The organism is Pseudomonas sp. MF08875, assembly GCF_059862525.1.
On the sequence record NZ_JCBCUW010000045.1, the window covers coordinates 13,777 to 27,601 of the forward strand.

General features: G+C 63.9%; 10 protein-coding genes. 1 reads left to right on the top strand and 9 read right to left on the bottom strand.

The genetic code is table 11. The features are described 5' to 3' along the window. Positions 1–113: 113 nt before the first annotated feature. The 6 genes from AC19YT_RS22185 to betI all read right to left on the bottom strand — a co-directional run bounded on the left by AC19YT_RS22185 (position 114) and on the right by betI (position 7,887). Positions 114–1,439, bottom strand: coding sequence for a TldD/PmbA family protein (locus AC19YT_RS22185; RefSeq protein ID WP_500611043.1), 1,326 nt, complete (start codon positions 1,437–1,439; stop codon positions 114–116). Further along, entirely contained in the window at positions 1,439–2,881 is a 1,443-nt protein-coding gene (locus tag AC19YT_RS22190; RefSeq protein WP_500611044.1) for a TldD/PmbA family protein, read from the bottom strand. Before AC19YT_RS22190 ends, AC19YT_RS22185 begins: the two co-directional genes overlap by 1 nt. An 82-nt stretch (positions 2,882–2,963) precedes the next feature. Continuing rightward, positions 2,964–3,659, bottom strand: a complete 696-nt coding sequence (locus AC19YT_RS22195; RefSeq protein WP_095109031.1) for an RraA family protein — start codon at positions 3,657–3,659, stop codon at positions 2,964–2,966. 208 nt (positions 3,660–3,867) lie between these two features. Then, complete coding sequence (betA, locus tag AC19YT_RS22200; protein WP_095109030.1) at positions 3,868–5,571, bottom strand: choline dehydrogenase; 1,704 nt, start codon at positions 5,569–5,571, stop codon at positions 3,868–3,870. 134 nt (positions 5,572–5,705) lie between these two features. After that, a complete protein-coding gene (gene betB / locus AC19YT_RS22205; protein WP_095109029.1) occupies positions 5,706–7,178 on the bottom strand; it encodes a betaine-aldehyde dehydrogenase in 1,473 nt (490 codons plus the stop codon). 115 nt (positions 7,179–7,293) lie between these two features. Further along, positions 7,294–7,887, bottom strand: coding sequence for a transcriptional regulator BetI (gene betI / locus AC19YT_RS22210; protein ID WP_095109028.1), 594 nt, complete (start codon positions 7,885–7,887; stop codon positions 7,294–7,296). A gap of 473 nt (positions 7,888–8,360) precedes the next feature. On the opposite strand from betI, the gene AC19YT_RS22215 reads away from it, so the two are divergent. Beyond that, on the top strand, positions 8,361–10,301 hold the full coding sequence (locus AC19YT_RS22215; RefSeq protein ID WP_256576590.1) for a BCCT family transporter: 1,941 nt from the start codon (positions 8,361–8,363) through the stop codon (positions 10,299–10,301). Positions 10,302–10,438: 137 nt separating this feature from the next. Here the strand turns inward: AC19YT_RS22215 and choV are convergent, their stop codons facing one another. From choV to AC19YT_RS22230, 3 genes are all read right to left on the bottom strand, one after another. Continuing rightward, entirely contained in the window at positions 10,439–11,617 is a 1,179-nt protein-coding gene (gene choV, locus AC19YT_RS22220; protein WP_095109026.1) for a choline ABC transporter ATP-binding protein, read from the bottom strand. Beyond that, positions 11,614–12,459, bottom strand: coding sequence for a choline ABC transporter permease subunit (choW, locus tag AC19YT_RS22225; protein WP_095109025.1), 846 nt, complete (start codon positions 12,457–12,459; stop codon positions 11,614–11,616). Before choW ends, choV begins: the two co-directional genes overlap by 4 nt. 66 nt (positions 12,460–12,525) lie before the next feature. Beyond that, positions 12,526–13,476: a choline ABC transporter substrate-binding protein gene (locus tag AC19YT_RS22230; RefSeq protein ID WP_095109024.1), complete on the bottom strand. Its 951-nt coding sequence runs from the start codon at positions 13,474–13,476 to the stop codon at positions 12,526–12,528. Between the last annotated feature and the right edge of the window lie 349 nt (positions 13,477–13,825).

Here is a 13,825-nt window from a genome sequence, read left to right on the forward strand (position 1 = left end):
GGAGCGAGCCTGCTCGCGATAGTGGAGTGTCAGCCACCTAAGCGATCGACTAGCAGGCTGCTATCGCGAGCTGGCTCGCGCCCACCGTGCGGATCTTTCATGGAAACAGTGGTTTACAGCGTCAACGTCAACCGGCTCACCAGTGCCCCCGGCAGCAGCGCCGAGTCGGTGTGGCGCTGGCTGTAGGTGCTGGCCGACAGCAGCAGTTCGCGCTCGCGGGTCAGCGCCAGCAGGTGCGAGCCGAGCAGGCTGTAGGCGCTGTCGTCAAAACGCATGGTACTGACCGGCGCCTGGATCTGGCCGTTTTCCACCCAGAACGTGGCGAAGCGGGTCATGCCGGTCATGCGTGCGGCCGGTTGGTCCGAGTAATTCAAATACCACAGGTTGCTGATGTACAGGCCGGTGCCCAATTGCTCCAGGATATCGGCCTGGGCCAGGGTGCCGGGGGCCATGCTCAGGGCACCGGGGCTTTCACCGCCGCCCGCGCCGTTGGCGCTCAAGCCGTACTCGGCGGCGCTGCGCGAGCTGACCAGTTGCGCTTCGGCCAGGCCTGCGCGGATCAGGGTCAGGTCGCTGCGCGGGTAGCCTTCGCCGGAAAATGCCGGGCTGAGGGAACCGCTGACCTTCTCTTCCAGGCTCAGCAGCGGGCTGAACGCCTGCTCACCGCCATACAGGCGCTGCAACGGGCTGCTTTTGCTGGCGATGGCCTGGGCGGAAAAACCGCCCCAGGCCAGCAGGCCGATGATTTCTTCCATGGCCGCCGGCGCCAGGTAAGCGCGGTATTGGCCCGGCGCCACGGCGCGCAAGGGCCGGCCCAGGTAATCCAGTTGCTGGCGCGCCAGGGCAAAGCGCTGGGCGAAGGCCTCGTCGCTCCAGGCGTGGCCGGCGTAACTGGCCTTTACCGCTTCGCCATTGGCGTGAAACAGGCTGAAGTCGAGGTTGAAGCTATTGGCCTCGTGCCAGCCAAAGGCCCCCGCCGAACTGGCGAAGCCACGGCTGATGGGGCCTGCGGCATAGATGCCGACCAAATCCAGGCCAGCGGCGGCGCGGCTGATCTGCTCGACCACATGGCCGACGTCCGGCAGCGGCTGCGCCTGCGCCTGCACAGCTTGGCTGTGCCAGCCGTCGTGGTTGAGCAGCAGGTACGGGTCCGGCGCCAGCAGCGGCAAGGTTTCGCGCAGTTGCTGCAAGCCCTCGGCGAGGCGCTGGCGGTCCACGGCGGGGTCACCGGCCAGGGTGATCTCCAGGTCGGCGTGGTGCCCGCCATCAATCAGTTTCAGCCCTACGCTGGCCTGCTGCACCTGCCCGGCCTGGCGCACCTTGGCGTGGTTGAACCGCACGAAGGCCGAGGTTTCGGCGCTGTAGCTCAAGGTGAACTGCTCGGGTTCGCGCAGGGCGCCGCGCAGCCAGGTCACCAAGTGGTTGAATTGTTCGGCCATCAGGCATCTCCTCCAAATACATCCACCTGGCTGAACACGCAGGCCGGCGAAGCATGGCCCACGCGGATCACCTGGTTCGGCTCGCCTTTGCCGCAATTGGGCGTGCCCAACACCTTGAGGGTGCTGGCATCGCCCACGGCGCTGAGGTTGCGCCAGAACTGCGCGGAAACGCCCCGGTAGTTGGGGTTTTTCACCACGCCCTTGAGTTCGCCGTTTTCGATCAATTGGCCCCATTCGCAACCGAACTGGAATTTATTGCGCGCATCGTCGATGGACCAGGAGCGGTTGGTCGACATCAAAATGCCGCGCTCGATGCCCGCCACCAGTTGCGCCATGGAGTGCTCGCCCGGCTCGATATTGAGGTTGGCCATGCGGTCGATGGGTGCGCGGTTCCAGCTACAGGCGCGGCTGTTGGCCACCCCGTCGAGGCCAGCGCGAAACTGCGACAGCGCCCCGCCCATGGGCCGCAGCAGGCGCCCTGCGCGGATCAGGAATTCCTTGCGCGCCGGGGTGCCATCGTCGTCATGGCGGTAGCTGGCCAGTTGCTCGGGGATCAGCGGGTCGAAGGTCACATTGAGCAACGCGGAGCCATATTGCAGGGTGCCGAAGTCATCGGCTTTGACGAAACTGGTGCCGGCGTAGTTGCGCTCGTCACCCAGGATGCGGTCCAGCTCCAGCGGGTGGCCGATGGATTCGTGGATTTGCAGGATCATCTGGTCGGGGGTCAGCAGCAGGTCGCGCGGGCCGTGTGGGGTGTTGGGCGCGAGCAGCAGTTGCAGGGCCTGGTCGGCGATCCGCGGCGCGGCGCCGATCAGGCCGGCGCGGCCGAGCACTTCGGCGCCGCCCTGCTGGCCGAAGTTCTCGCGGCCCAGGGTGCGGGTCTGGCTGTCGCTGCCGTCATAGGCGGTGACTTCCAGGCCCGGGAAAATAAAACGCTGGGCCTGGCGCAACTCGGCGCCGGCGCTGTTGAGGTAGATCTGCTCGACGTGGCGGATACCCAGGCTCGCCTCCCAACTCACCAGGCGCTCGTCGCGGGGCACGGCGGCGGATTCGTCGGCCAGCACCTGGTAGCAGTCCTTGAGGGATGGAAAGGCCTGGTCGAGGTTGGGCGACAGGTAGTCGGCGCGCTCACTGGATACCGCCTGCTGGTGCAAATCGAGCAAGGCATGGGCGGCGATGGCGCGGGCCTGGTGCTCGGCACGGTCAAGGGCGGCTTGCAGCCCGGCCAGGGATAGGTCGTTGGTGGCGGCATAGGCTTCGACGCCGTTGACCCGGGCGGTGAGCATGGCGCCTTCATCGCGGCTCAGGCTCGGCGGTGCGGCGACGTTCTTGCGCACCGCCAGGTACTGGCCGGCCTCGCACACATGGCGCAGGGAAAAGAATTCGGCACCGGTGCGCAGGGCGGCGAAGTGCTTTTTGAGAGTAGGGTGGGCGGTGAACATGGGGCCTCCTTGGGGCTTTGGCGGCCTTGGGGGCCTTATCGCGGGCAAGCGGCGCTGCGCTGGCCCGCGATGCTTTTTAGCATCAGACCGGGCAACCCTTGGCGCGCAGGATGGCGTCGAAGCGGTCCGGGTCCAGGGTGCCAGCCTCGATAGCGGCAAGCGTAGCCTGTTCGCGGGCCAGCAGGTCGTGGCAGCGCACCAGCAGCTCCGGCAACTCGGCGCGGGCGGCGGCGACTACGCCATCGCCGTCACCGATCATCAAGTCGCCCGGTGCTACCAGCATGCCGGCGCAGGAAATCGGTACGTTGATTTCGCCGCCGCCATCGGTGCTCGGGCCACGGTGTACGCCGCCGATGGCGTAGGCCGGTAGTTCGCCGGTCTGCCATTCGTCGAGGTCGCGCAGGGCGCCGTTGATGACCACGCCGACGATCCCGGCCTTGAGGGCCATGGCACGCATGATGCCGCCGAACACGGCACGGGTCAGGTCGGCGCTGCCGTCGATCACCAGCACGTCACCGGGGCGGGCCATTTGCATGGCCTTGAGGATCATCAGGTTGTCGCCGGGGCGCACCCGCACGGTCAGGGCGCTGCCGAGCATCGGCGCATTGCCGTGGAAGGCTTTGAGGCCCAGGCCGCCGACATTGCGGCCCAGGCAGTCACTGACGGCCGCGGCGGGGATCTTGCTGAATTCTTTCAACCACTTCGGGTCCAGGGGCTCGACATTGGGGTTGATGAGATAGCCGGTGGGCCATTTGCTCGAAGAGACGACATCAAACATGAGAAAGCCTCGTGGCGGGGGTATTGGATGGGGCGGGGGTGAAGCGTGTGTGCGGCCTAGAGTAGGCCGGGGGAGGTTGTGGGATCAAGGGTGGTGGGGTGTGGGAATTAGGCGAGTGCTTGAGTGGGCCTTATCGCGAGCGGGCTCGCTCCCACCAGGAAATGGAGATTCCTGTGGGGCGAGCCCGCTCGCGATAGCCGCAACGCAATTACTGCGCGGTACGGCTCACTTCCCGCAACGGCTTGCCGCGCACCGGCGCGTCGCCTGCCACGTAATAGGCGGCGGTGCTGCGTGGCAGGGGCTGGCGGCCGCGGATTTTGTCGGCGATTTTCTCGGCGATCATGATCGTCGGCGCGTTCAGGTTACCAGTGGTAATCAGCGGCATGATCGAGGCATCCACTACGCGCAGGGCCTGCAAACCGTGCACACGGCCTTCGCCATCGACCACGGCCATCTCGTCGGTGCCCATCTTGCACGAGCAGGAAGGGTGGAACGCGGTTTCGGCGTGTTCGCGGATGAAGGTGTCCAGTTGCTCGTCGGTCTGCACGTCGATGCCGGGGCTGATTTCGCGGCCACGGAAGGCGTCCAGCGCGGGCTGTTGCATGATTTCGCGGGTCAGGCGGATGCCATCGCGAAACTCTTGCCAGTCCTGCTCGCTGGCCATGTAGTTGAACAGGATGCTCGGGTAGTCGCGTGGGTTCTTGGACGTGAGCTGGATGCGCCCGCGGCTGGGCGAACGCATGGAGCCCATGTGCGCCTGGAAGCCGTGTTCCTTCACGCCGTTGCTGCCGTTGTAGTTAATCGCCACCGGCAGGAAGTGGTACTGGATGTTCGGCCACTCGAAGTCCGGGCGGGTGCGGATGAACCCGCCGGCCTCGAACTGGTTGCTGGCGCCGATGCCGGTGCCGTTGAACAGCCACTCGGCGCCGATGGCCGGTTGGTTGTACCAGAGCAGCGAAGGGTACAGCGACACCGGTTGGGTGCAGGCGTATTGCAGGTACAGCTCCAGGTGGTCCTGCAGGTTTTCGCCGACGCCTGGCAGGTCGTGGACCAGCGGGATGTCGAGGCTTTGCAGCAGTTGCGCCGGGCCGACACCGGAGCGCTGGAGGATCTGCGGCGAGGCGATGGCGCCGGAGCACAGCAGCACTTCCTTGCGGGCGCGGGCTTCGACGCGCTCCTCGGCCGAACCCACCAGGTAGCGCACGCCGGTGGCGCGCTTGCCGTCAAACAGGATCTTGTCGGTCAGGGCGTGGGTGACGATGGTCAGGGTGTCGCGTTTCTTGGCGGTGTCCAGGTAGCCGCGGGCGGTGCTGGCGCGCCGGCCGTTGGGCGTGACGGTGCGGTCCATCGGGCCGAAGCCTTCCTGCTGGTAGCCGTTGAGGTCTTCGGTGCGCGGGTAACCGGCCTGCACGCCGGCCTCGACCATGGCGTGGAACAGCGGGTTGTTACCCGGTTTAGGCGTGGTCACGCTGACCGGGCCTTCGCCGCCGTGGTAGTCGTTGGGGCCGATGTCGCGGGTTTCCGCTTTGCGGAAATACGGCAGGCAATCCAGGTAGCTCCAGTCTTCCAGGCCCGGGTTTTTCGCCCAGCCGTCGTAGTCCAGGGCGTTGCCGCGGATGTAGCACATACCGTTGATGAGCGACGAGCCGCCCAGGCCCTTGCCACGGCCACATTCCATGCGGCGCCCGTTCATGTGCGGCTCGGGGTCGGTCTCGTAGGCCCAGTTGTAGCGCCGGCCTTGCAGCGGGAACGCCAGGGCCGCCGGCATCTGGGTGCGGAAGTCGAAGCGATAGTCGGGGCCACCGGCCTCCAGCAGCAGGACGGTGACGCCTTCGTCTTCCGTCAGGCGCGTGGCCAGGGTGTTACCGGCCGAGCCGGCACCGATGATGATGTAGTCGAATTCTTGGGACATGGGAACTCCGGGGGAGCTTTAAGCGGCAAGCTCCAAGCTTCAAGCTGCAAGAAAGAGCAGCGCGCTGTGCGTCAGGGATTACGGCAAGCCAAGCTGCGGTTACTGGCAGCTTGAAGCTTGCCGCTCAAGGCTGTTTAAAACACCGACGCGTAATCGCCCAGCTCGACCTGTACCGATTTGATGCGGGTGAAGTTGTTCAGCGAGCTGATCCCGTTTTCACGGCCCACGCCCGACTGCTTGTAGCCGCCGACCGGCATCTTGGCGTCGGATTCGCCCCAGGCGTTGATCCAGCAGATGCCTGCTTCCAACTGGTGAATCACGCGGTGGGCGCGGTTCAGGTCCTTGGTCACCAGGCCCGCGGCCAGGCCGAAGTCGGTGTCGTTGGCGCGGCGGATCACTTCTTCTTCGGTGTCGTAGGTGAGGATGCTCATCACCGGGCCAAAGATTTCCTCGCGCACGATGGTCATCTCATCGGTGCAGTCGGTGAACACGGTCGGGGCGACGAACGCACCCTTGGCCAGTTCGCCTGTGCTCAGGCGTTCGCCGCCGCACAGCACGCGGGCGCCTTCGGCCTTACCCTTGGCAATGTAGCCAAGCACGCTTTCCATGTGGGCGAAGCTGACCAGCGGGCCGAAGTTGGTGTTTTCGTCTTCCGGGTTGCCGATGCGGATGCGCGCCACGCGCTCGACGATCTTGGCCTCGAACGCGGCTTTGAGGTGGGTCGGCACGAACACGCGGGTGCCGTTGGTGCACACCTGGCCCGAGCTGTAGAAGTTGGCCATCATCGCGGTGTCGGCGGCGCGGTCCAGGTCGGCGTCGTCGAAGATAATCAGCGGCGACTTGCCGCCCAGTTCCATGGTCACGTCCTTGAGCGAGGAGCTCGAAGCGCTGGCCATGACCTTCTTGCCGGTGTCGGTGCCGCCGGTGAAGGAGATTTTTTCGATGCGCGGGTGCTCGGTCAGCCAGGTGCCGACTTCCCGGCCGCTGCCGGTCAGTACGTTGAACACGCCGTCGGGCAGGCCGGCTTCGGTGTAGATCTCGGCCAGTTTCAGGGTGGTCAGGGAGGTCACTTCGCTGGGCTTGAAGATCATCGCGTTGCCCGCGGCCAAGGCCGGTGCGGATTTCCACAAGGCGATCTGGATCGGGTAGTTCCACGCGCCGATACCGGCCACCACGCCCAGGGGTTCGCGGCGGGTGTAGACGAACGAGGTGGTGCGCAGCGGGATCTGCTCGCCTTCGATGGCGGGCACCAGGCCGGCGTAGTATTCCAGCACGTCGGCGCCGGTGACGATGTCGACGTATTTGGTTTCGGAGAAGGATTTGCCGGTGTCCAGGGTTTCCAGGGCAGCCAGTTCATCGTTGCGCTCGCGCAGGATGTCCACGGCGCGGCGCAGGATGCGCGAGCGCTCCATGGCGGTCATGGCGGCCCAGATTTTCTGGCCTTTCTCGGCCGAAACCACGGCGCGTTCGACGTCGTCGAAGGTTGCGCGTTGCACTTGGGCAAGGACTTCACCGTTGGCCGGGTTGATGGCGTCGAAGGTGGCATCGCTGCCAGCGTCGGTGTAGCCGCCGTCGATGTAGAGTTTTTGCAGTCCGAAACGGGCCATTTTTAAGTCCTCGCAAGTGCATAAAGTGGTTGGCGTTGACCGCACCGCGTGGGGCCACAAGGTTGTGGCAACAACGCGGCGCGGCAGTTCAGGGGTTGAGCGTTTTGTGTGGGCTCTAACTCACCTGCTTGGCCAATTGGAAATCCATGTATTCGTAAGCGATCCGCTGCGCCTGCACGGTGTCGAAAGCGTCTCCCGACAGCGCGCCGCGCAACCACAAACCGTCGATCAAGGCAGCCAGGCCCCGGGCGGCGCTGCGTGCCTCGGGCAACGGCAGGACGCGGCGGAACTGGCAGCACAGGTTGGAATACAAGCGGTGATCGTTGATCCGCTGCAACCGGTGCAATGACGGTTGGTGCATGCTGCTGGCCCAGAAGGCGAGCCAGGTTTTCATGGCCGGGCCATTGACCTGGCTGGCGTCGAAGTTGCCTTCGATAATCACCTGCAGATGGGCCCGCGGGCTGTCATCTGTCAGCGCCTGTCGGCGCTCGGCGACGTTCTCGATCAGGACATTCATCAGGTACCGCATGGTGGCGGCGATCAGGCCATTCTTGTCCTGAAAGTAGTGGCTGATGATGCCATTGGAGACACCGGCCAAACGGGCGATCAGCGCAATGCTGGCGTCCCCCATGCCGACTTGATCGACCGCCGTCAGCGTGGCTTCGATCAACTGCTGGCGGCGAATGGGTTGCATACCGACCTTGGGCATCTTGCACATCTCCTTAGGCCTTCCGGTGGGCGACAAGCGGCAACCGGAGTGAAGGCCAGTCTATTTTGTTTTGATTGAACGTTCAATCAACAAAGAATAAGCTCTGCGACAATTCGTCGCTGCCTACGGGTATTTCCTACTCGTGAGCGATGAAAAAAACGGCACCCTCAAACGCTCGAAACCCCGCCAGGGCAGGCGCGCACCGTTGCAACCCCGCTGCTTAGCGCTGCGCGGCCTCAAAGGCCCGGCAGTGGTGAGGCGGGCTTTCAACGTCGCGGGTCTGTGCCTATCGCATGGGTTCGGGCTTTTTTTCGGGGTGCCTTTATATCACCTGCCCGCCGGCTGCCAACTGACCGGTGGCGCAGGAGAAGCAATGCCTTGCGTCTTTCTCTCGCACTGCCTGGAGCATCTGTGCAATGAGTTCTGCCTCTCTTATAAAGACCCCGCCCCAGAAGGTGACGGTCAACGGTTGGGTGTTCTACACCTCCACCGCGCTGATTCTGCTGCTGACCGCCATTCTCATTGCCGCGCCGCAAGAAGCCGGGAGAGTGCTGGGGCTTGCCCAGGACTGGTTGTCGCGCAGCTTCGGCTGGTACTACATGCTGGTGATCGCCGCCTACTTGGTGTTCGTGGTGGGCCTGGCGTTTTCCTCCTACGGCAAGCTCAAGCTGGGGAGTAAGGACGACACGCCGGACTTCAGCTACGGCGCCTGGGCCGGCATGTTGTTTTCCTCGGGGATCGGCATTTCGCTGCTGTACTTCGGCGCGTCCGAGCCCCTGGACCACTTTTTCAACCCGCCCGAAGGCGTGGCCGGCAGCAACTTGGCGGCACGCCAAGCGGTGCAATTGACGTTCCTGCACTGGGGCCTGCATGGCTGGGCGATCTACGCCCTGGTCGGGCTGGCCGTGGCCTATTTCGCCTATCGCCATAACCAGCCGCTGGCCTTGCGTTCGGCGCTGTACCCGCTGGTGGGCGAGCGCTGGGTCAAGGGCGCGGCCGGGCACGCGGTGGACGGTTTCGGCATGTTCGTGACCCTGCTGGGCCTGGTGACCAACCTGGGCATCGGGGCGATGCAGGTGTCTTCGGGGTTGGAAAACCTGTTCGGCATGGAACACAGCAACACCAACCTGCTGATCGTCATCATTGTCATGAGCACCGTGGCCACCATCGCCGCCGTATCGGGTGTGGAAAACGGCATCCGCCGCCTGTCCAACCTGAACATCGTGCTGTTCAGCGGCTTGCTGATCTTCGTCTTGCTGTTTGGCCCCACCCTGCACCTGCTCAATGGTTTCGTGCAGAACGTGGGGGACTACCTCAACGGCGTGGTGCTGAAAACCTTCGACCTCTATGTGTACGAGGGCGACAGCGACAAGTCCGACCGCTGGCTGGGCCTGTGGACCCTGTTCTATTGGGCGTGGTGGATTTCCTGGGCGCCATTTGTCGGCATGTTCATTGCGCGTATCTCCCGTGGCCGCACGGTGCGTGAACTGGTGGCGGGGGTGCTGCTGATTCCCCTGGGCTTCACCCTGGCGTGGCTGTCGATCTTCGGTAACTCGGCCCTGGACCTGGTGATGAACCACGGGGCGGTGGAGTTGGGCAAGACGGCGCTGGAGCAGCCGTCCATGGCCATTTACCAATTGCTTGAGCATTACCCGGCGTCGAAAGTGGTGATCGGCGTATCGATCTTCGTCGGCTTCGTGCTGTTCCTCACCCCGGCCGACTCCGGCGCGGTGATGATGGCCAACCTGTCGTGCAAGGGCGGCAACGTGGACGAGGACGCGCCCCATTGGCTGCGCATCTTCTGGTCGGCGGTGATTACCCTGGTGACCATCGGGCTGTTGTTCGCCGGTAACTTCCAGGCCATGCAGACCATGGTGGTGCTGGCGGGGCTGCCGTTCTCGGTGGTGCTGGTGTGCTTCATGTTCGGCTTGCACAAGGCCATGCGCCAGGACGTGCAGATCGAACAGGAGCAGGCGCAACTGGCTGAACGTGGGCGCCGTGGTTTCAGCGAGCGCCTCAGCGCCCTGGACCTGCACCCCACGCAAGCGGTGGTGCAGCGCTTTATGGACCGCAAAGTGACCCCGGCGCTGGAAGAGGCCGCGACCCTGCTGCGCGCCCAGGGCCTGGATGTGCAGACGTTGTTGGGCAAGTCCAAGCGCTGCATGGGCTTGCGCCTGGAGATGGAAGAGGGCAATCCGTTTGTTTATGAAGTGAGCCTGGACGGCTACCTGGCGGCGCCGAGCGATTCGGCTGATGTCGCAGAAGACCGCGCCCGCTACTACCGCGCCGAGGTGTACCTGCACAACGGCAGCCAGGAGTACGACTTGATGGGCTTCACGGCCGAGCAGATCACCCGCGATGTGCTCGACCAGTTCGAAAGCCATCGCCAGCTCCTTGGGCGGGTTTACAGCTAAGGCCAACGCTGTGGGGCTTGCCCGCGATGGGGGTCGTCAGTCGGTACGCCAGTGACTGATCGACGGCTATCGCGAGCGGGCTCGCTCCCACACAAGCAGCTCCCACACGGCTGCACATGGATTTTTGGGCGGGGTTGTCAGCCCAGGTTCTTGCCCAGCAGCGCGTGGTACAGCTCGCTGTCGCCGAGTATCCCGACCACATGGTGGTTGTCGTGCAGCACCAGTTTGTTGCCGGTCTGGTAGCGGATCTGCAGGGCATCGCGCATGCCGATGTTCGAATCCACCAGGGTCGGGCGCCGGTCCAGGGCTTCGACCGCTTGGCCCGGGGCCCAGTTTTGCAGGTCCAGGCTCGCACCGTTCTGGCGCGCGCCCTTGATGGTGTTGCCTTCGGCCAGGTCGAGCCAGGAGTCGCCGCCCGGGTCCAGGCACACTGAACCGTTGATGCGTTTGCAGTTGTCCAGCGTGCGCATCAGGCTGCGCCCGCACAGCACGTTGAGCGGGTTGGTGTGGGCGACGAAGGTGCGTACGTAGTCGTCGGCGGGGTTGAGCACGATCTGCTCGGGCTTGCTGTACTGGATGATCCGCCCGTCCTTCATGATGGCGATGCGGCTGCCCAGTTTCAGGGCTTCGTCCAGGTCATGGCTGACGAACACGATGGTCTTGGCCAGCTTGCGTTGCAGCTCCAGCAATTCGTCCTGCAAACCCTGGCGAATCAACGGGTCGAGGGCTGAGAAGGGTTCGTCCATCAGCAGGATATCGGCGTCCATCGCCAGGGCGCGGGCCAGGCCGACACGCTGTTGCATGCCCCCGGACAGTTCATCGGGCTTCTTGTTGCGCCATTGGGTCAGGCCCACCAGTTCGAGTTTTTCATCCACCAGTTTCTTGCGTTCCTTTTCCGGGCGGCCCTGCATTTCCAGGCCGAAGCTGATGTTCTCGCGCACCGTCAGCCAGGGCATCAGAGCGAACTTCTGGAACACCATGGCGATGCGTTGGGTGCGCATCATTTTCAGCTCGGCGGGGGTGCAGGAGGCGATATCGATCTGGCGGCCTTCATGCTCGACGAACAGGTGCCCGCGGCTGACGGTGTTCAAGCCGTTGATGCAGCGCAGCAGGCTCGACTTGCCGGAGCCGGAGAGGCCCATCAGCACGCAGATCTCGCCTTTGTCGATATCCAGGCTGGCTTTTTCGACGCCGACAATCTGCCCGGTCTTTTTCAGGATTTCGTTGCGCGTCATGCCCTGGTCCAGCAGTTTCAGGGCCTCGCGCGGGTCTTTGGAGAAGATAACGTCTACGTTATCGAAGCGGATGATGCTCATGCGTCAGCCCCTACTTTGGCGTCGGGTTGTTTGCAGATACGGTCGAGCATGATGGCCAGCAGCACGATCGCCAGGCCCGCCTCGAAGCCCAGGGCGATATCGGCTGTGTTCAGTGCGTTGACCACGGGTTTGCCCAGGCCATCGGCCCCCACCAGCGCGGCGATCACCACCATCGACAGCGACAGCATGATGCACTGGGTGATGCCGGCGGCGATGCTCGGCATGGCGTGGGGCAGTTCGATGCGCGACAGCAGTTGGCGGCGCGAACAGCCAAAGGCCTTGCCCGCGTCGAGCAGTTCCTGGGGCACGTCGCGGATGCCCAGGTAGGTCAGGCGGATGGGCGCGGCAATCGCGAACACCACCGTGGAAATCAGCCCCGGCACCACGCCCAGGCCGAACAGGGTCAGGGTGGGGATCAGGTAAACGAAGGTCGGTACGGTCTGCATCAGGTCCAGCACCGGGCGCATCGCGGTGTAGAACATCGGTTTGTGGGCGGCGAGGATGCCCAGCGGCACGCCGATCACCACGCACACCAGGGTGGCGAACAGCACCTGGGCCAGGGTTTCCATGGTTTCCTGCCAGTAACCCAGGTTGAGGATCAGCAGGAACGAGGCGATGACGAACACCGTCAGGCCCCACTTGCGTTGGATGAAATGAGCCAGTAGCGCGACCAGACCGATCAGCGCCAGCGGGTTGAACCAGGTCAGCGCAAACGTCACGCCGTGGATCATCGTTTCCAGTGTCACGGCGATTGCGTCGAATACGTTGGCGCCGTGTTGCGTCAACCATTCGACGAATGCCGCGATGTGCTGGCCTAGGGGGATTTTCTGATCGATCAGCATGGTAGTGAACGTCCGCATGCAAGGAAAAAACAGCCCGGGCGGGCAAGCCCACCCGGCATAAGCGTTTTATTGTTTGGCCAGGTCGGCTTTTACCGCGTCCAGGCCTGGTTTTCCGTCAAGGGTGGTGACGCCAGCCAGCCAGGTGTCGAGCACCTGCGGGTTGTTTTTCAGCCACGCGCGGGCGGCGGCCTCGGGTTTCATTTTGTCGTCCAGGACATTGCCCATCAGGGTGCTTTCCATGTTCAGGGTGAACGACAGGTTTTTCAGCAACTGGCCCACGTTGCTGCATTCCTGGGCATAGCCCTTGCGGGTGTTGGTGTAGATGGTGGCCTGGCCGTAGTTGGGGCCGAAGAACGCGTCGCCGCCGCTCAGGTACTGCATCTTGAAACGGGTGTTCATCGGGTGCGGTTCCCAGCCCAGGAACACCACGTCCGTGCTGCGTCGCTGGGCGCGTTCGACCTGGGACAGCATCCCCGCCTCGCTGGATTCGACCACCTTGAAGCCGGCGTCTTTAAGGCCGAAGGCGTTTTTGTCGATCATGCTCTGGATCACGCGGTTGCCGTCGTTGCCCGGCTCGATCCCGTAGATCTTGCCGTCCAGCTCCTTCTTGAACTTGACGATATCGGCGAAGTCCTTGAGGCCCTTGTCGTACAGCGCCTGGGGCACCGCCAGGGTGTACTTGGCGTTCTCCAGGTTGGCGCGCACGGTTTCCACGGTGCCGGCCTCGCGGTAGGGCTTGATGTCGTTCTCCATGGTCGGCATCCAGTTGCCCAGGAACACGTCCATGTTCTTGCCGTCGGCCAAGGACTTGTAGGTCACGGGCACGGAAATCATGGTGGTCTTGGTCTTGTAGCCGAGGGCGTCGAGGATGACGCTGGCGGTGGCCGTGGTGACGGTGATGTCGGTCCAGCCGACATCGGAGAAGTTGACGGTACTGCATTGCTGCGGTTCGGCAGCCTGGGCCAGCGCGGGCAGACTCAGCATGGCGGCCAGCAACAACGACGGGGAACCTTTCATGGGTGGACTCCTGGGTGTTTTGTGGCGGTTGTCCGACGGGATCACCGCGCTTGTTCTGTTGCGGTTGGCGGGCGTTCTGGAACGGCTTTGCCACGGCGCCTTGCAATCGAGTCGAGACCGATCATGTAACAGTGAAAATCAAACGCCTACAGGGTGCGTCGTATCCAGTACAGGCAGGGTCGTATCCAGTGTCGGTGAGGTCGCTTACAGAATTTTTCCCCCCTGCAACAGGGCTTTTACCCGATCTGCGCCGCAAATAACGGCCGCAAATCACTGCTTTGGCCTGGCGGCGCTGGTGAGCATGGGTGCGTCGGTGTCAGACGTCGCGCTGGCGCCTGAAAACCGGATG

Bases quoted from the DNA above. Each gene is read 5' to 3' on its own strand.
- AC19YT_RS22185 (WP_500611043.1), bottom strand. From the start codon at position 1,439: ATGGCCGAACAATTCAACCACTTGGTGACCTGGCTGCGCGGCGCCCTG.
- AC19YT_RS22190 (WP_500611044.1), bottom strand. From the start codon at position 2,881: ATGTTCACCGCCCACCCTACTCTCAAAAAGCACTTCGCCGCCCTGCGC.
- AC19YT_RS22195 (WP_095109031.1), bottom strand. From the start codon at position 3,659: ATGTTTGATGTCGTCTCTTCGAGCAAATGGCCCACCGGCTATCTCATC.
- betA (WP_095109030.1), bottom strand. From the start codon at position 5,571: ATGTCCCAAGAATTCGACTACATCATCATCGGTGCCGGCTCGGCCGGT.
- betB (WP_095109029.1), bottom strand. From the start codon at position 7,178: ATGGCCCGTTTCGGACTGCAAAAACTCTACATCGACGGCGGCTACACC.
- betI (WP_095109028.1), bottom strand. From the start codon at position 7,887: ATGCCCAAGGTCGGTATGCAACCCATTCGCCGCCAGCAGTTGATCGAA.
- choV (WP_095109026.1), bottom strand. From the start codon at position 11,617: ATGAGCATCATCCGCTTCGATAACGTAGACGTTATCTTCTCCAAAGAC.
- choW (WP_095109025.1), bottom strand. From the start codon at position 12,459: ATGCTGATCGATCAGAAAATCCCCCTAGGCCAGCACATCGCGGCATTC.
- AC19YT_RS22230 (WP_095109024.1), bottom strand. From the start codon at position 13,476: ATGAAAGGTTCCCCGTCGTTGTTGCTGGCCGCCATGCTGAGTCTGCCC.